The organism is Desulfoscipio gibsoniae DSM 7213 (assembly GCF_000233715.2).
GTDB lineage: Bacteria > Bacillota > Desulfotomaculia > Desulfotomaculales > Desulfallaceae > Sporotomaculum > Sporotomaculum gibsoniae.
Genome location: NC_021184.1, coordinates 2,087,980 through 2,110,661 on the forward strand (window position 1 = coordinate 2,087,980; position 22,682 = coordinate 2,110,661).

Consider the following 22,682-nt stretch of genomic DNA (forward strand, 5'->3'; position numbering starts at 1 on the left):
TCCTGGCAAAACATATCAAAAAGCAAAACAAAATATCAACTTTCCACCGAGCTTTTACCGGGTATATCTATTCTTTTTCCGGCATGATGAGGGCTCTTTCCATCAGGGAACACATGTGTACATTCGGTGATTTAGCCTTTTCCGGGTACCATTTATTCAAATCGTTAAACTGGTCCATACAGTTGTGGCAGGGCACGATCACAATTTCCGCACCAGTGGCCAGCACCTGGTCTACTTTGCGCTTGCCTTTGGCTTTACGAATGTCGTTGTACTCAGGCATAGCCATACCGCCGCCGCCGGCACCACAGCAGTAATTCATTTTACCGTGGGGGTTCATATCCACAAAGTTTTTCAGGAAGCTTCTCATTAACTCCCTGGGTGCTTCATATACGCCTTCTTTGCGGGCAGTGTTGCAAGGATCGTGATAAGTAACCACTTCGGTAATGGCATCGGGGTCAAGCTTGATTTTACCTTCCTTGACCAGCTCATTGAGCAGTTCAAGAATATGGCGAATAGGATATTGCTTGCCCTTCCAATATGTTCTATAGCCCCATCTCATAGAACGGAAGGCGTGCCCGCACTCGGTCACAATCAACTCTTCACATTCCAGGTCGGCAACTTCCTGCCACAGGGGCATGGAGATGGCTAAAAAGTCGTCGGTTTGGCCGGTGAACAGTGCAATGTTAGTGGCGTCCCAGCGCTTAGTGCTGATGGTGTAGTCAATTCCCGCCACATAAAACAGCTTTAGAGTGGTTTGCAGCTCATTGGGATAATACTTGATATCCCGGGCATTAAAGCCGTAAAAATACTTGGCACCCTTTTTGTTGAGCGGAATTTTATAGTTAGGGTCACCCAGTTCTTCCTGCAGTTCCTCTTCAATCCACTCCAAGGTTTCTTCGTAGTCTACCTGGCCGACGTTCATTTGGTTACCGGACTCGATGTGCTCGTTGGCAATAGTCTGCAGGTAGCCAGGAATTTTATCCTTATCCCAGGTGCCGCGCAGTGAACGTACCAGGGCTGCAATGTTTACGTTCATGGGGCACTCGATGGTGCAACGCTCACACATGGTGCAGTACCAGATGTATGGGTCGGCATATACTTCATCTTTCATGCCCAGCAGTACTTTGCGCAAAAATTTACGGGGATCCTGGTTTTCGTGAATGTCGGAATAAGGGCAGCCCGCTGTGCACATGCCGCAGGCCAGGCAGTTGCTAAAGTCATATCCTTTTAGCAGTTCGGCAACTTCGTCCCTGAATTTGGGGTTGAAATCTGCAGCTTTAATAGCTTCCATTGGAGGTCCTCCCCTCTTGGTCTTGGCATACCATTGAGTTAAAGTTTTAACTTGTTATAGCGCCTCTTTAATAGCAATAAAGAGGCGCTATATTTAATGTTTACAGGTATTTAAGCCTTTTAGTATTCATTCGGCAGTTCGTTAAGTTGGGCTCTGGTAAATACCGGGCCGTCCTTGCAGACGTATTTGCCCCCCACATTACATCTGCCGCACATACCAATACCACATTTCATACGGTTTTCCAGAGACATGATAATTCTTTCTACTGGAAAGCCCAGTTTTTCCAATACAGGCATAGTGAACTTAATCATCACCGGCGGTCCGCAGATAATGGCATAAGTATTTTCAGAGCTGGGTGCCACCTCTTCAGTAACAGCGGGTATAAAGCCTACGCGACCGTTCCAGCCGTCAACAGCGCGGTCAATGGTAGTGATTAAGTTAATGTCAGGACTTTGTTCCCATGCTGCCAGCTCTTCTTTATAAAGCAACAGGCCGGGGTTTCTAGCACCGTAAATTACAGTGATATCGCCGTAATCACCGCGGCGGTCCGGATGCAGCATATAGGTGGCCAGTGAGCGCAAAGTAGTAAATGCGAAACCACCGCCAATGATCACCACGTTTTTACCCTTAAAATCTTCCACAGGATAGTAATTGCCCAGCGGTCCACGTACACCTACCATGCTTCCTTCTTCCATCAGGTGTAACGCTGTGGATACAACACCCACTTTGGCCACTGAGAATTTCAAAAAGCCAGGTTCGGTGGGTGAAGAAGCGATCCCGAAGGGCGCCTCGCCTTTGCCAAATACGCACAGCTCGGCAAACTGACCCGGCATGTACGGAAAACTTTTTTCGTCTTCTTCACTTAAAAACTGAAGGGTAAAGGTGTGGATCAGCTTATCCTCTGTTTCAGTAAAGTTTTTTACCAACTTCATTGGCAGCGGTAGATATGGATTTTTCATCAACTATCCAACCTCGCTTCCGAACCCCGAACATCCTCAAGTACCACCCGGATGTCCATATTAACGGGGCAGTTTTTAATGCACCTGCCGCAACCAACGCAGGCTATTTCGCCAAAGTTGTCAACGAAATACTTAAACTTATGCATGATTCTGTTGCGGTAGCGTTCTTTATTGCTGGTACGCGGGTTGTGACCGGAACCATGCAAGGTGAAGAGCGGGAAAGCACAGGAATCCCAGTTGCGCACCCGGCAACCATTGCAGTCCACGGCGTCATCCACTATATCAAAGCAGTGGCAAGTGGGGCACAGATATGTGCAAGCACCACAGCCCAGGCACTTTTCATGAATTTTATCCCAGATGGGATCATAGAAATTGACATCCAGCTTGTCTTTCAGACCGTCTGTATTAACCTGGCAGGTAACCTTAGCTTCTTCCTTGGCCTTGGAGGCAGCAGTCTTGTCAGCGTCCGAGGCAGCGGCAAAACCGGCCTGCTCGGCCAGTGCCTTACCTTTGTCAGATACCACTTCCACAACATAAGCATCACCGGTATCAACCAGCAGTAAATCAAGGCCCTTGGTGTCAAAGGGGCCACCGTTTACGGAAGTGCAAAAACAAGTGCTGGCGGGGGCATTGCACCCGACACCCACCATTATGGTGTTGGTACGCCTGGTCAGGTAATAAGGATCCTGGTACTTATCGTTATTAAACACATTGTCCAGTAAAGTGAGGCTCTTGGCATCGCAGGGACGCACGCCAAAAACTACTTTTTTCTGGTCGTCAATGGTGGCTTCCAGCTTGGTACCCTCTTCAGTAACATTATAGCTAAACAATTTTTCAGATTGCGGGAAAAATATTTCTTTGGCCGGAAGCTTGGTGTTGCTGTCAGTGAGTACAGCGTCAGCACCGGAGCTAATTTGTTTAAATAAAGTGTAAGAGCCTTCTTGCACAGGGGCAAAAACCTGATATTCGCTAATTAATTTATCCAGGAAGCTGGGTATGTCTTTTTTGCTTAGTATCATCAGTTTCACCTCATTCCTTCACCAAGAAAGGTTCTGGGTCGTCGGCTGTGAATGTAGCAAGGGCGGCCTTATCCTCCATATTAACCCCGGCTTCAGCGTTAAACAGATCCTTAACGTCTTTAACCAGTTTACGGGTTAACAGGCGCAGGTTTATGCCCATTGGACATGCCCGCTCACAAGCTCCGCAGTCGACACAACGTCCGGCACTGTGGAACACCCTGACAACCTGGAAGAGAATATTATCCTCTGTATTTAAGGCACTCTTACCGATCCATTCCGGCTGATTGCAGTCTACAAAGCACTCCTCACAGTAGCACATGGGGCAAGCGTTCCGGCAGGCGTAGCACCTGATGCACTTGCTGAATTCACTGTTCATAAACGCGCGGCGCTCCGCGGCTGTCTTGGCTTCAAATTCTTCTATTTCGGCGAAACCAACAGCTTCCTTTTCGGGCAGCAATTCGCCGATCAGCTCATCGTAAACCACGGGGTTGCCATAACTGCAATCCTGGCAGGATTTATGCAGCAGGTCGGCTACCTTGGCTGTTTCGCTGCAGTCCTTACCTTTCAGTACAACGGTATCCCCGTTCTCTTCAATTTCCAAGAGTTCCCGGCCGTCCAGCAGCGCGCTCACCTTTTTACGGTCAATCATGCCGCTGCAAGGCACACCGATGATATAGAGGTTGTCACGGTTAATCTGGTTTTCTTTAGCCAGTGCCACGATGGCCCGCACGTCACAACCTTTAGCTACTACAGCCACTTTACCTTCTTTTTTGCGAAGGTAATTGGCCAGGTTGTTTTCACAGCCCAAATTCCAGGTAAGTTTATCCGCTTCTTCGGGAGTCCTGGCGAAAAACGGCGTGCCGCGTAGCGGGAGACTGCCTTCGGTAAAGCCGACGACCAAGTCAACCTTTTGTTCGGCCAGTAACTTTTTAGCTGCGTCTTTTATTTGATCTGCTAACTTTTGCATCCGCAACACCCCGATTCGCTATCGATTAGGCCCTTATTGGGGCCGATTTCTTTCGTCTTCTCAGTGACATTTTTGACAATCTCAGCAAAACGACCACCTTCGGCCGCGGATACCCAGGAGAAGTTAACCCGGCCTTCATCATAGCCGACGTATTCCAGTAAGTCTTTTAATAATGCAAATTTCCTGCGGGCTACCATGTTGCCACTAACATAGTGGCAGTCACCGGGGTGTCACCCGGAGGTTAACACGGCATCCGCACCGTGCCGGAGTGCTTTAATGATAAATAAGGGGTTTATCCTTCCGGAACAGGGTATGCGTATCACCCGGATATTGGGCGGGTACTGGATACGACCTATACCGGCCAGGTCTGCACCGGCATAACTACACCAGTTGCATAAAAATGCTACAATTTTAGGTTCATATTCCATGATATCCATTTCCCTCCCCCATCTATAGCGCGTTCAACATAGCTACTAGTTGTTGGTTGGTGCAACCCTTGACGTTTATGGCTCCGCAACGGCAAGAGGAGGCACAGGCACCGCACCCTTTACACAGGGCTTCATTTACTACGGCGACCTTTTCTACCGGATCAACTTGCACAGCCTTGGCCGGGCAAATAGATTCGCACTCGCCGCAGCCTGCGCATTTTCTCTTGTTGACAAAGGCGCATTTGCCTTCTACGGAAATGGAGTCCTTGGCCAGCACTGTGCAGGCCCTTCCTACGGCAGCCTTGGCCTGGCTGATGTTTTCTTCCAGGTTTTTGGGCCCGTGGGCTAATCCGCACATAAATACGCCATCGGTGCCAAAGTCAACAGGACGCAGCTTCATGTGAGCTTCCAAGAAGAAACCTTCCTGGTTGAGCGGTACTTTATAGAACTGACTCAACTTGCTGTTGGTATCCTTGGACGATACAATGGCGGCAGCCAGTCCTACCAGATCAGCGTTAATTTCCACCGGCACGCCCAGCACGTGATCGGTTACCGTTACTTTCACGCTGTCGGCAGCGGCTTCCAGTACCGGCTTATTGTCCACCGAATAGCGGATAAAGATAACGCCCTTGGTGCGAGCTTCACGGTACATTTCTTCATAGAAACCATAGGTTCTAATATCCCGGTATAAAATGAAAACGTTGGCATTAGGATTGGCTTCTTTGATTTTCAGAGCCTGTTTAATGGACTTGGTGCAGCAAATCCTGCTGCAGTACGGGCGCTCGGCATCTCTGCTGCCGACACATTGGATGAAAACAATGTTTTTGGCGTCTTTAACTTTGCTGTCGCCGTCTGCCAGTAAAGCTTCCAGTTCCAACAGGGTCATAATCCGTTCATTTTGACCGTACAGGTATTCAGTGGGTTTGTATTCCTCGGCACCGGTGGCAATGATGGTCACACCATGCTCAATTACTTCACCGCTGCTGATAGTAGTTTCAAAGTTACCAACAAAACCCTGCACATTGGTAATTTCAACACCTGTATAAACAGTAATTTTTTCGTCAGCTTTTACCTGGTTGATCAATTCGCTGATAAATACAGATGTATCTTCGCCGGTCATGCCGTAACGAATACGGTTGGCTATGCCGCCCAGCACGTCTGCTTTCTCAACCAAGTAGACATTATATCCTTGTTTGGAAAGGTTAACGGCGCTGGTCATGCCGGACACGCCACCACCGATAACCAGTGCGTCGTGATTCATGTCCAAACTGACCGAATTAATCGGATCAAGCAAGCCGGCCTTCGCTACAGCCATTTTCACCAGATCTTTGGCCTTGGCAGTTGCCTTTTCGGGCTCATGCATATGCACCCAAGAACACTGGTCACGGATGTTGGCCATTTCAAACAAGTTGGGGTTGAGGCCGGCCTCTTTCAGGGTCTCCTGGAACATAGGCTCGTGGGTCCGAGGACTGCAAGATGCCACAATGATTCTGTTCAGGCCGTATTCTGCAATGGCTTCTTTGATTTGGGCCGAAGTGTCCTGGGAACACGCATAAAGCTTTTCAGCTGCAAAAGCTACACCCGGCAGTGTCTTGGCGTATTCCACAACTTCCGGCACATTGACTACGCTGCCGATATTGATACCGCAATGGCAGATAAATACGCCAGCGCGGATTATTTCACCGGCTACATCTTTTTCAGCCGGATATTTTTTAACCTTAGTCAGGGTACCGCGTGCTTGGGCCAGGTCTGCTGCCGAATCCGCCGCCGCGGCACTGGCCTGCATTACTGTTTCGGGGATATCCCGCGGGCCGCTGAATGCGCCAGCCACAAAGATACCGGGCTTATTGGTACCTACGCCGGTTAATGCGGCAGGCTCGCAGAAATTAAACTTATTTAAATCAAGGCCAAGTTTATCGGCCAGTTGCACCATATCGGAGGCCGGTTCCAACCCGAGGGAAAGTACCACCAGGTCGAAATCTTCATAATTGATGGTGCCGTCTTCATTGGCATAGCGTATACGGCAATTGCCGGTATCGTCATTGGCATCGACTATTTCATAAACACGGGAGCGAATGAACCGCACGCCGTTTTCCAGTTTGGCCTTATCATAATATTTCTCAAAATCTTTGCCGTAAGTACGCATATCCATGAAGAAAATTGCCGTATCCAACGGGTAATGGGAGTGCTCTTTGGCAATGACAGCTTCCTTGATGGCGTACATGCAGCATACCGATGAGCAATAACCGTGCTCAATGCGGCAGTTACGGGAACCTACGCACTGTATCCAAGCTATCTTTTGCGGTTCCTTGCCGTCCGACGGCCGCTGCAGATGCCCGCCGAAGGGACCGGAAGCGCTTAAAATACGCTCAAATTCCAAGCTGCTGATTACATTGGGGTGTTTGCCGTAGCCGTAGTAGTCCAGCTTGCCCACATCAAATTTTTCAAAGCCGGGGCAAAGGATAACGGAACCGACTTCGATTTCCATGGTTTGGTCGGCCATGGTGTGATCAATGGCCTGGGCCTGGCAAACTTCCAAGCATTTACCACAGGCTTTTGGCTTTTTAATTTTTAAACATCTGGTGGGGTCTATGGCGTAAGCATTGGGATAGGCCTGCGCATAAAGTTTGTAAATAGCCTTGCGCTTATTTAGACCCTGGTTAAACTCATCTGGAACTTTAACCGGGCATTCTTCGGCACAGGAACCACAACCGGTGCATTTCTCCGGGTCAATGAAACGTGCCTTTTGGTTAATGGTGACTTTAAAATTACCTGGCTCGCCTTGAATATCCATTACCTCGGCATTGGTAATGGTATTAACATTCAAGTGTCTCCCACAGTCAACCAGTTTGGGAGACAGGATGCACATAGAACAGTCATTGGTGGGGAAGGTTTTGTCCAGCATAGGCATGGTACCGCCAATGGCGGGGCTTTTCTCTACCAGGTACACATAGTACCCTGACTCCGCCAAATCAAGCGATGCCTGTATACCGGCGATACCTGAGCCAACTACCAGTACAGCTCCAACTTTATCAGGTTTCGAACTCATCTAAGCATCACATCCGTCCTCCTAGATTAGGCGTCACAGTATAAAAATATAAAACTGCGCCGGGCCAATGGAGTATTGCTGATAAACCGGATGCCCAAACCGGTTATCCAGGGCACACTTTAATCCCGGTAAATTGGTATTGGTTGGCGACTAGCTCAGCAAGATTACTTGATAAACAATCATTCATTGGTAGATTGAATAGTAGATTTGAAAACAGGGCATATAGACGCGTATGCAATCATATAACTTTGTTTTTATTTAATTTGTTTAAATAATCTTTAAATTAATCAATAAACCGGGATTATGCCTGCCTTGTCCATAGTATAATATCTACTGCTTTGGCTGTCAAACCGTATAAAAACGCCAAACTGTGTTAAAGCCTGTAATCGTTATGAAAAGGCGGTCGCAATTAACCGCCTTTTCTGTAACGAAACCGGCTCTTATGACGGTCTAGTTTGATTACCTGGCGCGGAATGTTTTAAGGAATGAGTCGCAGTAGATCTCTTTATTTAACAGTATATTAGCTGATGCTACAGCATCCAGCAGTTCATCGTCATCCACATCAGCGATGGCAGAGTCAAGACCATTAGCCATACTCATGATGAGGAAGGTACGGTTGATCAGGTGCCGGTTGGTGCAGCGCTGAGATGCGTTGCTTAGTCCCATGGTGGTGCGGGGTGCGGGATCAGCCAGAGTTTTAATCTGCCTTAATGTTTCCAGCACTTCCACGCCGTGCTCTTGGGCTACGTTGCAAGGTAACATAAGCGGGTCAATGTATAAGTCTTCCATGGGAACACCGTTCATGTCACAGTTGACAACGATCTCCATGGCCAGGGCAATCCGGTCGGATGCGCTCTTAGGCACACCTTTTTCGTTCATGGCCAGACCGATAATAGCAGCATTATATTTAGCAGCCATGGGAATATAAATGTCCATTTTCCACTGGTCCGCAGTTGTTGAGTTAATCATAGCTTTGCCCTGGTGTACTTTAAGACCTGCTTCAATGGCATCGGGGTTGGTGGAGTCGATGCAGCACGGCAGGGGAGCAGCTTCCTGGGCGGTTTTAACCAGCCATTCCATAATAGCGGGCTGATCTTCTTTTTCTACGGTCGGGCCGGTATTGACGTCAAGATAAGTGGCGCACTTTTCATACTGGCGCTTGGCCCAGTAACGGACAGGCTCCGGGTCTTTATTCATGATGGCTTCCCGAATGTCCTTAAACATGCCATTGATCCGCTCACCAATAAGGATCATGCTCTTAGCCTCCTCTTATATATTAATAAGCATTGCTCTCCATCATTTTATCTACATGAACTTTAACCTGCTTTACAGTTTCAGGGTGACGCAGCACGAATATTGATCCCCCGGCCTGGGCAAAGGTAGTGGTGGTAAGAACTTCCCACAGGATAGCCCTGCGTTCTTGGGCACCCCACTCGGGAGATTCATCATCCGGACTCTTGGCTTCCTTGGCTTTCCAGGCTTCCTGGCCAACAAAGCAGATTACCGGCATGGCCAGCATTTTGTCGCCCATCAGTGCGCCCATGCGGGCTCTTTCCATGATGGAATAGGCGTATTCAATACCGTAACCCAGTGCACCCACCAGCGGGTCGATGGCGATGCGGTTGGTAGGCAGGTTCATTTCAGTCATTAAAATGTTGAGCTGTTTGGCCAGGTTGATGTCCAGCGGGCTGGAAGCAACCACGCTATGGCCGTTGACCATTGCGGTAGCCGTAATAGTTTTATAGTTTTTCTCAGTGGCGCAGCCAAGCAGGCAATTTTTACCGGCCAGGGCCTCGCCTACTTTTTCCAATACTTCGGCGTCTTTTTCTTCCACGCCACAGCCAATGATGATCAGGGGTACGTTAACAGCTTCAGCCACTGCTTTAGCTGTGGCAGCGCAATCTTCCGGAGAAGCATCTTTGAAATCGGGGTGTGCGCTCATTAAACGCAGGGCAACGGCGTCCGCACCGTATTCAACGTTCTTTTTAGCCCAGGCCACGGGATCAGCCAACACGCCTTCAAACGGTGCCTTTAAAATCTCCGGCCAATCCACCGGTTCCAGGTCCCAAACTTCCAGTGCTAAAACTACTTTATTGGGGACGTCCCCTTCAAAATGTAGGAAAGGCAGTGTGCTTTCCCCGCCGGCTTTAACAGAAGAGTCGGCGCCCAGCACCATTTCGCCCACTTTGCTAGTCCATTTTTCCTTAGCTATAGTAACAGCCATGGTTCCGCTCCTTTCTGCGTTAGAAAGCAATATATTGCGGTGTTACAGTATGGCGGCTTTTTTCAATATTTTATCAACCTCAGCCACCACAGGTGAATCATCGGGCAAATCGATCAGCGGTTTACTTAATAAGTCAAATTCCATGACCTGCTCATCCAGCGGCATGGTACCGATTAACTCCAAACCGGTTTTATCTATTTCAGCTTTAAGCGCATCAAAATTACTTACATTTACCCGTGATACCACCAAGTACATTTGTTTTATGTCCAGCTTTAAATTTTCCACCAGTTCCTTGACCCTGCCTGCGGACCGGATACCCCGGGCGGAAGAATCACTGGTAATGAACAAAACATCAATGTTCTGTGTGGTGCGCCGGCTTAAATGCTCCATACCGGCCTCGTTGTCCATCACCATATAAGGATAATTTTTACTCAATTCAGCTACAAATCCGCGCAGCAGGTTGTTGGCGTAACAATAACAACCTGCTCCTTCCGGGCCGCCCATAACCAGTAAGTCCACGTTATCACCTTCGGAAAGGGATTGATGTACTTTATATTCCACGAACTGGTCTTTGGTCATGCCCGCCGGTAATGGTTCAAGGTTATTATTGATTCGTACGAGAATGTCAGCAATGGAACCTTCTATTTCCATGCCCAGCGCCTCATTTAAATTGGCATTGGCATCAGCGTCCACTGCAAATATCGGCTTTTTGCCGGCTTTAATTAACTGCCCGATAATTAAAGAGCATAATGTGGTTTTACCTGTACCACCTTTGCCAGCCACTGCTATGTTAAATGACATATATATTCATCCTCCTTTATTGGTATATCAGTTATTATAACCCATTACAGGATGATCATGGCCACATTGCTCAAAAAACGTTAACTGGCAGCGGTTAATTAGGCGCCCCAGCGCTGCTTGATGAACGAAGGAATACCTGCGGATTCCCGCGGGCCAACCAGTACTTCCCAACCGCTCAGCTCCTGCAATTTGCCGCTTAACACAGCTACACCACCGGGAATGATCATCTTTTTGTGGTTGACTTTATCGGCAATGCCGCAGCTGTTTAACATTTCAGTGATTTTCTCAGGTGTAAATTTGCCTGCGGCCCAGCCGGTTAATACCGAAATACCATCAGTGTCGACAGGCATAATATAAGCAGAAATACGACCGGCTTCTACATCACCCTGTACGCAGAAGTAAGTCAGTGAGAAGTTGGTGGTCACAAATACCGGAGCATCCGGACCGGGGGTGCCTATTTCATAAAGTTTGGATTCCACAGCAATCGGTTTTTGCGGGTCGGTGTAAATGTTCAGGCGCAGGGTGATCAGCGGAAGCACGTCGGCGGGATCTGCAGTGTTTAGCACTACAATGCCGGCATACTTGGCGATGTAAACGCCCGCGTCAACAATGGCCTGGATAGGATCTTCATTATCCGCAAATGCAATGGTGGGATAACCAAACGGACGGAATTTTTTCAAAGCCTGGCGGCGAATCTGGGTTTGGTCGGCCAGCACATTATTTACTTCCCGGGCGCCGGAATCAAGGATTAGTTTCTTATAACCGGCTTTTTCAACCAATGCGGCCAGTTCGTTCAAGTCAGCACCTTTTACCACCAGCGGGGCATCATATTTTTTCGCCAGGGCGAGCATGGCATCAAAATTGGCAGCGTTGGCGCCACAAATAAGCGGTGCATTGGCACCAGCCACTTCTAATGCTTTTTCCATGGCAGCGGCGTCTTCACTGATCAGTACCAGTGCGAAATCAGAGCTGTCTTGTACAGTTTTAACTGCTTCAGTAAATTTGGCAGCATCACCGGAGGCGTTGTTTACAGCTACCAGGTTAACCTTGTGGATTTGACCTACGCGGTCAAAGACCAGCTTGTTAATGGCTTGCACTTTGGCGGTGATATCATCGTCAGTGTCATTGACCTTGATGGCAATACCCGTGGGGTGCTCAAAACGTTTATCATGGCGGAAGAGCACAGTTTCATTGCCCAGCTGCAGTTCTTTATCGCCTTTGCCGATGGTAACCAGTGCTACCGGGGGAGCCGATGCGGAATCAAGGGCCTCCTTGGCGGCATCGCTGACATGCGGGCACTGATCCAGGCTGGCCTTACCGCTGGCCAGTTGCATGGCAAAAGCCAGGCAAGTCGGCTGTCCGCAATCTTTACAGTTGGTCTTAGGTAATTGTTTGAAAATCTCTAAACCTGTTAAACCCATTACTCCAAACTCCTTTCTCGAAAATCGCTTGTCATATATACGGCCACATCGGCGGGACCTCTTAGCTGGAGACATTCCTCCTTGAAAACTTTTATATATGTGGACATTCCTCATAAAGAGATATGTCCTCTTCTTTATCAGGAGGTGTGTCCAGCAACAAGGTCCCACCGTTAGTGTGCCGGAAACTCGAAAGGAAATATTGTGCTGTTACATCAACGGATCCATAGTTAACGCCGGGTGTCCCTTCTCTTCGAGGAAGGACATGATTTCCTCGCCGCTGGTACCTACGGTCTCGTCAGCAATCTTATCCACAAAATCTTTACCCAAACCGGCATTTTCAGCCGCTTCTTCCAGCGCAGCCCGCAGCTCTTCCTTCAGTGCTTTGGGCATCCATACCATCCTGCCCAGACCGCCGTCGGCGGGCACAAACTTGGGTGAAGCCAGATATGATTTACCCATACCCATGAAGCCGGGCATCTGAGCACCACCGCCGATGGTACCGGCCAGCGTAGAGAAGGTCATACCGGACGGGGTCATACCGCCGTGCTCACGGTTTACAACCATGAATCCGTTGCACTCAGGCACCATGGCCAGGATGCACTCGAAGCAGCCACAGGAAGTCATCGGGTATTCCATGATGGTGTAGAAGTTAACTGCCTCAATGGTGCGTTGGGAGTTATTAAAGGTAAACTCGTTGAAAGACTTCCACTGGCCCTTGACTTCGTCGATAACGCCTTCCTTGGGCACAGGCTGGTTTGCACCGTGCGGGTTAATTTCATAAGCCGCCTTGGCATCAAGCCAGCTCACCGCGCCGCACAGGCCGACCCGCTCAGGGGCAATCACGCACACGTGGGTGGGCGCAAAGCTCTGACACAGGGTGCAGGAGTAGAAGGTATCCACTTTCTCGTCCCGCAATTCTTTAAGGCGGTCATCGCGCTTCTTATAGTATTCCCGGGCCACTTCACGCATTTCCAATACTTTTTGCTCATCAGTGTAAATGGTCACCGCAATACGGTCTACAATGGCGGAAAACTCAGACTTGAACTTGGCGTACAGTATTTCACCTATGTGTTTAATGCGGAAGCCCTTGGCATAGGCGTCTTTACTGATGCGCATCCAGTTGATATCCCGCTGGGCCACGTGCCACAGGCCTTCGCCGTAGTTGGAGAAGTAGTGGATGCGGCGTTCCAGCACAGGCTCGAAGTCTTCCTGCATCTTACGACCGTATACGTCAACCACGATACCAATGGGCATCCGGCCGCCTTCGGCTGCCGTGTCGCAATCCGGGCCGATCAGCTCAATTTTGCCGTCCTCAATGGTGTCATCGCCCATGCGCACCAGCTCGAAACTAGGAGTCTTGGAACCACCAAATTCAACGTACATATCTTTTTTACGGATAGACTCGCCTTCAAAGGCGGGACCCACTGTGATGGGTACATCGATATCCACAGAGGTAATTTTAATTCCCCGTACCTCCAGGCAGGTTTGCACGATCTTGTCATAGTCGGGCTCGCTGACGAACCAGTCTTTAATTTGCTTGTCCTCGGGCAGCTCCTGGTCGGTGATGACCGGGAAGCCCACGTTGATGCAGCCCATGGCAGCGGCGGTCTTGACCATGTCATGCTCGCCCAGGTACAGGGCGAAGGCCAGAACGCGGCGGCGCTGGTAATCGCGCTGAGCGTCATAGTCGCCGGCGGGGATACCGCCGAACATCATACCGGCACGCAGTGCGTAGTTGGCAGCATGGACAATTTGAGTGAAGTTGCCCAGCGGGTAGGCAATGTAGTCAACACCCAGCTTGACACCTTCTTCAAGTAATTGCTCAATTATTTCATCACACAGGAACAGCATCAGGCCCTTGGCCATGAGGCTGTCCACTATTTTCTTAGCAGCTTTGCTGTCCTTGGCCCGCCCCAGAATAACAGCTTCACCGGGGATGGTCCAGTCCACCATCTTGGTGCCGTACTGGCGCACCACAGGGTCACCGATGAACCCGGTCCAGGGGGCTACATGCAGCGGATTTTCTGCAGTGTTTTTAATGTACCTGACGGCCTCGATAATATCGGCGGCATACCAGGTGGCTTCGCCCCACTTGCGGGCGTTGGCAAATGTTTTTTCTTCTTTAACGGCATTACGCATTCGGTTCAATACCGGTACCATGTCACCCAGGGTTTTAATTTCTTCACCACTTAAGCAGCGGATGACAGGCAGATAGTAAGCAGTATCCGGGTAGCTAACAGGCTGATCCTTACCGTAGGTGCGGATGGCCTGGTTGAGCAGGATCTCCGCGTAGCTAAGGGCAGTAATTGTGCCCTCATAAGCTTCTTTGAACAGCTTCTTGGGCTCCTGGCCCGGCTCTATGGCGCCTTCAAAAATTTGATCAAAGTTGATCTGTTCAGACATGCGTTATCCTCCTTTCGACCACGGGTATTAATAATTCTGGCAAAGGGCGGTTTCAAGGTCTTCAGAGACATTCTTGTGTACGCCCAGTTTCCAGGTGCGGTATTCCAGTGCGCTGAGCATCTTTTGGGCAGCTTCAGTTGGATCCATTTCAAAGATAAAGTATCCACCGTAAACGTCACCGGCAATTTGAGTGGTGATGCTGTAAATCAAGTCGCTGCCTTCAAGCGGAGGCATAGCGCCGACGTGTACGGGTGCACCCATAGCTACATACCAGCAACCGATAGCAACCGCTTTACCACTCATAGCCTCTGGAGCTGTGGCCACAAACGGCACTTTCGGTGTGTCTACGCCCATTTCATTGGCCATAGCCATTAACAGGTCGGAGCAACGGGTGTTGTCAACACAGGAACCCATGTGGAAAATGGGGGGTAACGCAGTGCTGAGATTGGCATTTTCGCTGATGCGCGCCAGGAACTTTTTGAGCCCTTCGCCGGCATACTCATCCACTGCCGCGGGATCAAGCAGACCTAGCTTGGCACAGGCTTGCATAGCGCAACCGGTACCAATGACGAAAACGTCATTTTTAATCATTTCTTTAGCGATGGTGATATGGCTGTCATCCTGCAAACGCTTGACGTTGTTGCAGCCAGCCATTAAGCAAACGCCCTTTAATTCGCCGCTGGCGATGGCGTCTGTGAGTACTTGAATCGGGTTGTCCGGGTTAACCGAAGCAAAAATATCAAGCAGTGCTTCCAGGCTGAAGCCGGCAACTACCTTATTGGTGACACTAGGAATGCTTACTTTGTTGGCATCTCTAAGTTTATATGCTTCAATAGCCATCCTGATGGCTGTTTTGGCATCTTCCAGGGCGGTAGGTGCATTGAAGTCCAGGTGTGCTGCGCCCGGGATCTTAACCAGCGGAGAAGTGGTGATCAGTACAGTATGGAAGCACTCAGCGGCGGTACGCAGCGAGGGCATAATGCACTGCACGTCCACTACCATGCCATCGATGGCTCCGGTGGCAATAGCATATTCCTGGGAAGAGAAGGACGTTACCAAGGGCACGCCCTGACGCATCAGCACTTCGTTGCCGGTACAGCAAATGCCCATGCACTTGATGCCTTTAGCGCCGGCGGCTTTGGCCTCATCTTCCATTTCGCGGGCAGCTTGGACAATAATTTCACTTAAAATGGGGTTATGGCCATGTAGTACGAGATTGACTTTTTCCGGGTCAATAACACCTAGGTTGGCTTCGCTGACTACCGGTTTCGGTGTTCCGAAAATGATGTCAGCCAGGTCAGTACCTACGTGCATGCCTACATAGTCGGCCAGGGAAACCTTCAGTGCACTGAAGATCAAGTTGACCGGATCGTTATCCATACCAACGTGAGCCTGGGTTACCAAATTGGATATAGTGTTATACACGCCACTGGGCATAATATTATGGGTGCGGAATTTGGCCAAACGGCCTTCGGTGACAGTGGTTTTAACCCAGGTTGACTCGCCAAAACCGTCCAGACGGCTGTAATCTGCCAGGGCTGCTTCGGCTAATTCTTTGGCCAGTTGCTTTTCATCTTTACCTTCTGTGGCAATGCCCACGCGGGTGGCTACCCTTTGTAACTTGACAGTATCTTTAACGCTGTAATCGGGGGCATGCCCTTCAGCAATTTCCAAAAGAGTTTTAGCCATATGGCTGGCGTGCTCACTGTGCGATGCAGCTCCGGTAAGCAGCATCAGGCCAGTGCTTCTGGCGGCAATGGTCCAGGCGCTGGCACCGCAGATACCACGGCTGGCCGGGCCTTCGTCAGCCTTAATCCTGCACGGTCCCATCATGCAGAAACGGCAGCAAATCCCTTTGTAGCCGAATTGGCACTGGGGTTGTTGGGCCACGAAACGATCAAAGGCAGTAATCATGCCATTTTCTTTAGCTATATCGATCATTTCTACAACGCCCGGGTCGATGGAGCGCTTGATGCTCTTCGGGTCTACGACTCTTGGTGCACCCGAAGGCTTGCTGGTATGGCTTGGATCTCTAAACCTTGGCATTACTTTAACCTCCTTAATTAAAGTTAATCAACTAACTTATATGGTTACAGCCGAAGAAACTCCCCCCATAACTTCAGACTGTCCCACTGATTGGTAGTTTTATATATTTTATTGTTGTTTTATTGACCACCTACCTCTCCCGAAATTTTAAGGCAAACTTGCTGCATCTCCGCCAGTAATTCTCCCCCAAATTCCGTGGCTCGAGAAGGTTCCATAGCGTTTGCCAAAATAGATTCGGAAAATTTTATAAAACCCAGGATAATGTTACCCGGGAAACTTGATTCAATAAATTCTTTCTCTTTATCTGTGCGAATTTTATTGGCAATAACACCCACTTTTTTAATACCCAGGTCGCTGGCCATTCTTTGTGCGTTTTTAGCCGTATTGACGCTGTTGCGGCTTGGCTCCACCACTACCAGCATCATATCTACTCCCCTTGCCGTACCTCTGCTCAAATGTTCTATGCCGGCTCCCATATCCATAATTACTGTATCTTTTTGGTCCAGCAGCAGAGATGTTACCAAAGCGTGTAAAAATGTGTTCTCCCGGCAGTAACACTCCGAGCCACCTTTTTTGGGGTCGCCCATGCGCAAAAAACGGATGTTGCCTAATTTATAGCTGTAATCATCTAAAAAATCATCTAATTTTGGGTTAAGGTTGTAAAATGCACCATCTCCTATTTTATTGCGAATGGCGTCCCGCATTTCCACCACGGGCTTAAGTTTAAGCGCCTCTTCCTCTGGTATGCCGATGCCTGCGGCCAAGCAGGCGTCAGGGTCGGCATCAATAGCGTACACGGTGCCCCCGTTTTGGGAAAATATTTTGGCCAGCGCTGCGGCAATGGTTGTTTTGCCTACGCCGCCTTTACCTGATATGGCTATTTTCAATACTACCACCCCTGCTCTATTGTAATAAGTATATTTATGTGTGCACAGTGACGAAAAATTCAGTTATCAACTTAAACACATTCAACAACAAATAAGCAATTTCCTGCAATGCATGAATAAATAAATTTATTACTATTGCTGGTTGGGTTGGTATTGAAGGCTATTGGTGTTTATAATTATTTTAATATTTTTAAAAACTTGAATTACACTTTCTTTCGACAAGTATTCTGAAAAATCCTTCTTCAAGGTGATAAAAAAATGAACGTATGGTTGTATATCCTTTTTTGTAATTAAGGAAAAATAAGAAACTTCTTGCGCAGCCACCTGTATTGAAATATATAACCAGCCAGCAATAGGATAATAACCAAGACGCCCAAAAATTTTAATATTTTAATCTGCATACTCATTCGCTGAATGGTGTTATCTTTATCTGAAATAATTCTGTGTATACTTTCCCTTTCCTTCTTGACCTCCTCTTTTTGTTCTTTGACCAATTGCTGTTCTTCATCCAGCAGGCTGATTTGCTGGTAATACTGCTGGCTCTCCCTTTGTAAATCATTAATTCTATGTTTGAGGTTATTTGTCAATAATTTGCCGGACGTTTGGGGCAGGCTTTCGTAAAGAATGTGACCGGGCATTTCAGCCGGCGGTATGATTCCGTAAATTTTACATATGGTAGGTGCTATATCCTGCTGGCGGCAGTGGTAAAAACTTTCCGGCTGGTCAATTTTACTGTTATAAATGATTAATGGAGGCGAGTCACCCCCGCCGGTAATGATAATGGTTGAGTCGGAAAGCCTGTCTGATTTTATGAGCTGGTTTAGCACCCTGCCCACCTGATTATCGGCCAATGACCACCGGTGAAAATGGGAAGAATTATTAGATTTGTCCGGGGTGCTGGTGTCATCGAGATAAATGACCGCGAACTGATGCTCAGTTATTTGATCCACAAACTTGTCCACGGCCCGCTGATCGTTTTTTTCCGTGATTATTTCCAAGCGGTTTTCACTGGCCAGCGCTGGACTTATGGTTCCCGTGCCATCAATCAAGAGGCAGTCAATATTGTTATCCTCGAGTGCTCGGGTTAATAGTAATTGGTTGTCCCTTAATCCTAAAACGCCGGTGAGTGCATCCTGCTCGCGGGCCGGTAAAGTTTTAGACATTTGCTGATAGCTGATGCCCTGGCTTTGCAGCCTTTTTATGTTGGGCAGACCGGAACCATCAAGGTCCGTATTATTTAAACCTTGGACGAAGAATAAAAAGGTATATTTTTCGGGGTTGTCCGAGTTATTGGCACTGGCGGTCTCCGTTTGGAACATACCCCCTGAAATAAGGGCTGAAATACATATCAGCGTGGCCCATAGGATATTTTTAAGCATAAAAAAACCCCCTTACGTATTTACACAATATACTTATAGTAAGGGGTATCCATGAATTATGACTTCGACCTTTCGTTATATTTCGAGGTTAGATCATTTAATGTGAGTAATGTTGTATTAATAAGGTATAATGCGGCAAAAAGATGTGTTAATCCCGGGTAAAACGGCCTGCTGGTCCATAGTGTATAAGAACTCGCTTTAAAAGGTTATTTGCTTTGCTTTAACCTGACTAACTTGGCGTAAGTCTCCCACTTCTATAAGTGGGAGACTTACGCCAACTAAGTCATGCATTTTGCAGTTCTAAAATTCAGGGGGAGTTGAATCTCCCCCTGAATTAAGAACTTGCTTCAAAAGAGCAGCTAATAAATGTATGCTGCCGGTAAATTAATTTGAATAATGACCTGGGTTAATGGTTATAATGTTACTACTCCGCTTTGGTGAGTTCTATCTCTCCCCGTCCGGCTTAAATGCCGGACTTTTTTTTAACTTTTATCTGGTGCCGTTTATTGCTGGCGGATGTTGAAAAACAATAGCTATGCAGGTGCAGGGCATCATTGCATGCACTGGAAAGTGCACATTATGATCCATAGCATGTACGTTGGTTCTTTGGGTGATTGAACATATTTACCCGTTTTAAGATATTTATCCGTGCAAATAAAAACCCCGGGGTTTTTCCCCGGGGGTTTGGTGCGGCAGAGAGGACTTGAACCTCCACAGGCGTAGCGCCTATAAGAACCTGAATCTTACGCGTCTGCCAATTCCGCCACTGCCGCTTGTTTTGTTTACTTTGCAATTATAGCATTTTATCAATGGGTATTCAACATCATTTTTTTGCTTTATTTGTACATACCGTTCATTGGTGTTAGGTATAGCATGTGCACTATGTCCAACAGCACTTATCCCCGCCCTTAACTGCCAAAATAAAAATCCCCGGATTTCCAGGGGTTTTTTGGTGCGGCAGAGAGGACTTGAACCTCCACAGGCGTAGCGCCTATAAGAACCTGAATCTTACGCGTCTGCCAATTCCGCCACTGCCGCAGATTTAAATATTTAGGTTTAGATATGTGCGTTGTCAGTTGAATCCCTGACTACCGCGCGAAAACAATATTAACATAGTTAAAGTGGCATGTCAATAAGGAAAATAAATCATTTTCTGAAGGAATAAAGCTGCTCTCGACCGGGGCCGAAAGCAGCTTTAAAATTAAGCCGCGATATTGACTTTGGATATTGCTCCGGCCGGGCAGGCCCTGAAGCATTTACCGCAACGGGTGCAGTTGTCAAGGTTAATGGCATAATTTACATTGTCGTCAATGTAAATGCCACCAAATTTGCATTCTAATTCACATGCCGCGCAGGCCATGCATTTAGTAGCATCTAAAATAAAATTAAACTTGTACGCTTTCTTTTTCTTTTCTTCGGCCAACTTTACATCCCCCTTCCCTTGTCTTTAGTTTTATTAATGGATTATCAGAAAAGTTCTACACTGCAAAAATGAAATCCTGCTATATTTAATACATAATATCAAAAAAAAAAATTATGCTATAGGGTGTAAACATAAAAATGATGTCCAGGGGGTGTAAATTGATGGTAAAAAGAGTTGCGGGTTTATTGGCTAAAAATAGTACAGGCTATAGACCGGTATGGGATATGGGCAGGGCGGCCGATATTAAAAAAAGACAGAGAATAACCGGAATAAACCGGCCCAGTACGTAAATACCGGTGCTATTGCGGAGGGTAGTACTTATCGTGGTAAGGTGTAGGGAAAAATTATGGGCTAACGCCCGGCGTTCATTTAACCACAAAGATGGCGTTAGTAAGCTGTTAGTAAAAGCAAAATACAAAACCCGGGTGAAATTTACCCGGGTTTTGTAATTATCTCATTTTGAGGCGCGGCGCAATCTGTGTTAAAAATGACCGCCTATAGGCAAACTAACACACTTAAGGGACAGGCTACATTCCCTGTCCCCTCATCTGGCTGGGGCGGCTGGATTCGAACCAACGAATGACGAGTCCAAAGCCCGTTGCCTTACCACTTGGCTACGCCCCAATATGGTGGAGGGGGCAGGATTCGAACCTGCGAAGGCGTCGCCGGCAGATTTACAGTCTGCTCCCTTTGGCCACTCGGGAACCCCTCCATATTATTGGGGACATACCTCTGAAAGAGGTGTGTCCCCTTTCCTTACTCGGGACATACCTCTAAAAGAGGTGTGTCCCCTTTCCCCACTGGTGACCCCACCGGGATTCGAACCCGGGTTACCGCCGTGAAAGGGCGGTGTCTTAGGCCTCTTGACCATGGGGCCTTATTTATAATGGTCGGGATGGAGGGATTTGAACCCCCGGCCTCTTGCTCCCAAGGCAAGCGCGCTAGCCAAACTGCGCTACATCCCGATTTGCCGAACGCAAAGATAATTTTACTCTAAAAAAGGTGTAATGTCAATGTCTTGTTGTCCTTTATTGCATGGAAATTATTTCTCTTATAGCCTGGGATAGCTGAAGCACGTTGCGGCATTCTAGTACCAATGAGCAAAAAGGTACATAGGTTTCCATAACGCAATCATTTTTTGACCAGCTGACCCGGGGCAAAGGGTTAAGCCAAATGGTCCTGCGGCACCGGCTGGTAATACTGCTTAAGTATTCAATACCGTCGGGCTGCCAGTTGTTACGGGCATCACCCAGTATAATCAATGTAGTTTGGGGGGTTAATGTATGGAGAAAATCCTGGTTAAATTGTTCCCATACCAGCCCGTAATTGCTAAACCCGGTATTTGATATCCGGGCCTCCCTTAAAATTGTTCTGGCCGCAATGTTCCATGCTTGTCCGGTGGTGACGGCCAAGTCAGTCACCTCGGCGATACGGTCTACAAAGGCAAAGGACTTCATCTTAGAGAACTTGTGCTGCAGGCTGACCAGCAGCTGTAGAAAAAAAACACTGTATGGTGCCATGGAGCCGGAAAGATCACACATGGTGCAAATGCGGGGTTTACCGGGCACACGCTGCATTTTTTTCAGCACCAGTGGTAGGCCGCCCCGGGCGGAAGCTTGCCGCACAGTGCGGCGCATATCGACAATGCCGGATGTTGAGGGTTTCTTTCGGTATCCTTTGTAGGCGGCCAGCCGGCGTCCGATACTGGTAAGTATTTTATTTATTTCGGCTAATTGCTCGCCATCAGCCTGGGCCAGGTCCAGCTGCTGCAAGTTGGTGGGTCCGGGTGGATAAGCCTTTTTTTGCGGTTTCCCCTGCCGGTTGTTTATGGCCTTATGTTGGGCATTGTCAGGCTGACGGTTGAGTCCGTTATTAGCCGAAAGCACCCCTGTTCCGTTACACCGGGCATTTGCAAATGTGCTGCGCTGTTTATCAATGGTTTTACCGCCACCGCCGCTGCAGTTTGGTCCGGGACCGGTACCGGAGTTGCGGGGTATGTTTGCTTCATTGAGTAACATTATTTCGTGGCGGATGCTGTCCTTTATATTTTGCAGTCGGTTAAGGAATTCCTGATCTTTTAGCCGGGGCTGGTTGGCAACTGCCGCCCGGATATTGATGGCCGGGGGAATAATCAGATGATCATCAGCTGCTTTAGCATGCAGATAATCTGCGATGGCAGCAGCCAGGGTATCTCCGGCGTGTTTATCTTTTGCCAGGGTACATAGTGCGGCGGTTAAGGCATCTTCTCCGCGCAGCTCGATTATTTGCATGGCCCGGCAAAAATCTAGCAATTCCCCGGGTGAAATGGGCAGGCCGGCCTTTCTTAAATGATTCACTGCCTCGATTATGCTGGCGTACATATTTTATACCTGACCTTTCGCATAA

17 protein-coding genes and 6 tRNA genes are annotated in these 22,682 nt (G+C 48.2%); 1 reads left to right on the top strand and 22 read right to left on the bottom strand.

The genetic code is table 11. The features are described from left to right. Positions 1-67 precede the first annotated feature (67 nt). The 17 genes from DESGI_RS09710 to DESGI_RS09790 all read right to left on the bottom strand — a co-directional run bounded on the left by DESGI_RS09710 (position 68) and on the right by DESGI_RS09790 (position 20,297). Complete coding sequence (locus DESGI_RS09710) at positions 68-1,291, bottom strand: (Fe-S)-binding protein (RefSeq protein WP_006521908.1); 1,224 nt, start codon at positions 1,289-1,291, stop codon at positions 68-70. A 119-nt stretch (positions 1,292-1,410) separates the two neighbouring features. Continuing rightward, entirely contained in the window at positions 1,411-2,250 is an 840-nt protein-coding gene (locus DESGI_RS09715) for an FAD/NAD(P)-binding protein (RefSeq protein ID WP_041284843.1), read from the bottom strand. After that, the gene (locus tag DESGI_RS09720; protein WP_006521910.1) at positions 2,250-3,269 is read right to left on the bottom strand and encodes a 4Fe-4S dicluster domain-containing protein; all 1,020 of its coding nucleotides are present in this window, start codon (positions 3,267-3,269) and stop codon (positions 2,250-2,252) included. The genes DESGI_RS09715 and DESGI_RS09720 overlap by 1 nt, the downstream gene beginning before the upstream one ends. Positions 3,270-3,279: 10 nt before the next feature. Beyond that, positions 3,280-4,236: a 4Fe-4S dicluster domain-containing protein gene (locus tag DESGI_RS09725; protein WP_006521911.1), complete on the bottom strand. Its 957-nt coding sequence runs from the start codon at positions 4,234-4,236 to the stop codon at positions 3,280-3,282. Then, positions 4,224-4,664 carry a hydrogenase iron-sulfur subunit gene (locus DESGI_RS09730; RefSeq protein WP_015617969.1) on the bottom strand — a complete coding sequence of 147 codons (441 nt, stop codon included), beginning with the start codon at positions 4,662-4,664 and terminating at the stop codon, positions 4,224-4,226. Before DESGI_RS09730 ends, DESGI_RS09725 begins: the two co-directional genes overlap by 13 nt. A gap of 22 nt (positions 4,665-4,686) precedes the next feature. Continuing rightward, entirely contained in the window at positions 4,687-7,713 is a 3,027-nt protein-coding gene (locus tag DESGI_RS09735) for a CoB--CoM heterodisulfide reductase iron-sulfur subunit A family protein (protein ID WP_006521913.1), read from the bottom strand. A 459-nt stretch (positions 7,714-8,172) separates the two neighbouring features. Further along, complete coding sequence (locus DESGI_RS09740; RefSeq protein ID WP_006521914.1) at positions 8,173-8,967, bottom strand: methyltetrahydrofolate cobalamin methyltransferase; 795 nt, start codon at positions 8,965-8,967, stop codon at positions 8,173-8,175. A 22-nt stretch (positions 8,968-8,989) separates the two neighbouring features. Beyond that, positions 8,990-9,937 carry an acetyl-CoA decarbonylase/synthase complex subunit delta gene (locus DESGI_RS09745; RefSeq protein WP_006521915.1) on the bottom strand — a complete coding sequence of 316 codons (948 nt, stop codon included), beginning with the start codon at positions 9,935-9,937 and terminating at the stop codon, positions 8,990-8,992. A 42-nt stretch (positions 9,938-9,979) separates the two neighbouring features. Continuing rightward, positions 9,980-10,738 (bottom strand): ATP-binding protein, encoded by a 759-nt coding sequence (locus DESGI_RS09750; protein ID WP_006521916.1) that lies wholly within the window; start codon positions 10,736-10,738, stop codon positions 9,980-9,982. Positions 10,739-10,836: 98 nt separating this feature from the next. Next, positions 10,837-12,159, bottom strand: a complete 1,323-nt coding sequence (gene acsC / locus DESGI_RS09755; RefSeq protein ID WP_006521917.1) for an acetyl-CoA decarbonylase/synthase complex subunit gamma — start codon at positions 12,157-12,159, stop codon at positions 10,837-10,839. Between the two features lie 207 nt (positions 12,160-12,366). Further along, positions 12,367-14,562 carry an acetyl-CoA decarbonylase/synthase complex subunit alpha/beta gene (acsB, locus tag DESGI_RS09760; RefSeq protein WP_006521918.1) on the bottom strand — a complete coding sequence of 732 codons (2,196 nt, stop codon included), beginning with the start codon at positions 14,560-14,562 and terminating at the stop codon, positions 12,367-12,369. Positions 14,563-14,589: 27 nt separating this feature from the next. Next, the gene (gene cooS / locus DESGI_RS09765) at positions 14,590-16,608 is read right to left on the bottom strand and encodes an anaerobic carbon-monoxide dehydrogenase catalytic subunit (RefSeq protein WP_006521919.1); all 2,019 of its coding nucleotides are present in this window, start codon (positions 16,606-16,608) and stop codon (positions 14,590-14,592) included. Between the two features lie 119 nt (positions 16,609-16,727). Continuing rightward, complete coding sequence (locus DESGI_RS09770; RefSeq protein ID WP_006521920.1) at positions 16,728-17,495, bottom strand: ATP-binding protein; 768 nt, start codon at positions 17,493-17,495, stop codon at positions 16,728-16,730. Positions 17,496-17,785: 290 nt separating this feature from the next. Next, a complete protein-coding gene (locus DESGI_RS09775) occupies positions 17,786-18,874 on the bottom strand; it encodes an alkaline phosphatase family protein (RefSeq protein ID WP_006521921.1) in 1,089 nt (362 codons plus the stop codon). Positions 18,875-19,559: 685 nt separating this feature from the next. After that, positions 19,560-19,647, bottom strand: a tRNA-Leu gene (locus DESGI_RS09780). 177 nt (positions 19,648-19,824) lie between these two features. After that, positions 19,825-19,912, bottom strand: a tRNA-Leu gene (locus DESGI_RS09785). A 163-nt stretch (positions 19,913-20,075) separates the two neighbouring features. Next, on the bottom strand, positions 20,076-20,297 hold the full coding sequence (locus tag DESGI_RS09790; RefSeq protein ID WP_006521922.1) for a 4Fe-4S binding protein: 222 nt from the start codon (positions 20,295-20,297) through the stop codon (positions 20,076-20,078). Positions 20,298-20,455: 158 nt separating this feature from the next. Here DESGI_RS09790 and DESGI_RS26045 point away from each other — a divergent pair, with 158 nt between their 5' ends. After that, the gene (locus tag DESGI_RS26045) at positions 20,456-20,587 is read left to right on the top strand and encodes a hypothetical protein (RefSeq protein WP_281168140.1); all 132 of its coding nucleotides are present in this window, start codon (positions 20,456-20,458) and stop codon (positions 20,585-20,587) included. Between the two features lie 259 nt (positions 20,588-20,846). On the opposite strand, the gene DESGI_RS09795 is transcribed toward DESGI_RS26045, so the two are convergent. From DESGI_RS09795 to DESGI_RS09815, 5 genes are all read right to left on the bottom strand, one after another. After that, positions 20,847-20,921, bottom strand: a tRNA-Gln gene (locus DESGI_RS09795). 3 nt (positions 20,922-20,924) lie between these two features. After that, positions 20,925-21,009: transfer RNA gene (locus DESGI_RS09800), tRNA-Tyr, on the bottom strand. Positions 21,010-21,098: 89 nt separating this feature from the next. Next, positions 21,099-21,174 (bottom strand) — tRNA-Glu (locus tag DESGI_RS09805). A 10-nt stretch (positions 21,175-21,184) separates the two neighbouring features. Continuing rightward, positions 21,185-21,262 (bottom strand) — tRNA-Pro (locus tag DESGI_RS09810). 63 nt (positions 21,263-21,325) lie between these two features. Next, complete coding sequence (locus DESGI_RS09815) at positions 21,326-22,657, bottom strand: vWA domain-containing protein (protein ID WP_006521924.1); 1,332 nt, start codon at positions 22,655-22,657, stop codon at positions 21,326-21,328. Positions 22,658-22,682: the final 25 nt, after the last annotated feature.

What these genes read in the sequence shown, in the direction of transcription:
- DESGI_RS09815 (WP_006521924.1), bottom strand. Translation starts at nt 22,657, where the DNA reads ATGTACGCCAGCATAATCGAGGCAGTGAATCATTTAAGAAAGGCCGGC.
- DESGI_RS09710 (WP_006521908.1), bottom strand. Translation starts at nt 1,291, where the DNA reads ATGGAAGCTATTAAAGCTGCAGATTTCAACCCCAAATTCAGGGACGAA.
- DESGI_RS09735 (WP_006521913.1), bottom strand. Translation starts at nt 7,713, where the DNA reads ATGAGTTCGAAACCTGATAAAGTTGGAGCTGTACTGGTAGTTGGCTCA.
- DESGI_RS09725 (WP_006521911.1), bottom strand. Translation starts at nt 4,236, where the DNA reads ATGCAAAAGTTAGCAGATCAAATAAAAGACGCAGCTAAAAAGTTACTG.
- DESGI_RS09715 (WP_041284843.1), bottom strand. Translation starts at nt 2,250, where the DNA reads ATGAAAAATCCATATCTACCGCTGCCAATGAAGTTGGTAAAAAACTTT.
- cooS (WP_006521919.1), bottom strand. Translation starts at nt 16,608, where the DNA reads ATGCCAAGGTTTAGAGATCCAAGCCATACCAGCAAGCCTTCGGGTGCA.
- acsC (WP_006521917.1), bottom strand. Translation starts at nt 12,159, where the DNA reads ATGGGTTTAACAGGTTTAGAGATTTTCAAACAATTACCTAAGACCAAC.
- DESGI_RS09745 (WP_006521915.1), bottom strand. Translation starts at nt 9,937, where the DNA reads ATGGCTGTTACTATAGCTAAGGAAAAATGGACTAGCAAAGTGGGCGAA.
- DESGI_RS09750 (WP_006521916.1), bottom strand. Translation starts at nt 10,738, where the DNA reads ATGTCATTTAACATAGCAGTGGCTGGCAAAGGTGGTACAGGTAAAACC.
- acsB (WP_006521918.1), bottom strand. Translation starts at nt 14,562, where the DNA reads ATGTCTGAACAGATCAACTTTGATCAAATTTTTGAAGGCGCCATAGAG.
- DESGI_RS09720 (WP_006521910.1), bottom strand. Translation starts at nt 3,269, where the DNA reads ATGATACTAAGCAAAAAAGACATACCCAGCTTCCTGGATAAATTAATT.
- DESGI_RS09740 (WP_006521914.1), bottom strand. Translation starts at nt 8,967, where the DNA reads ATGATCCTTATTGGTGAGCGGATCAATGGCATGTTTAAGGACATTCGG.
- DESGI_RS09775 (WP_006521921.1), bottom strand. Translation starts at nt 18,874, where the DNA reads ATGCTTAAAAATATCCTATGGGCCACGCTGATATGTATTTCAGCCCTT.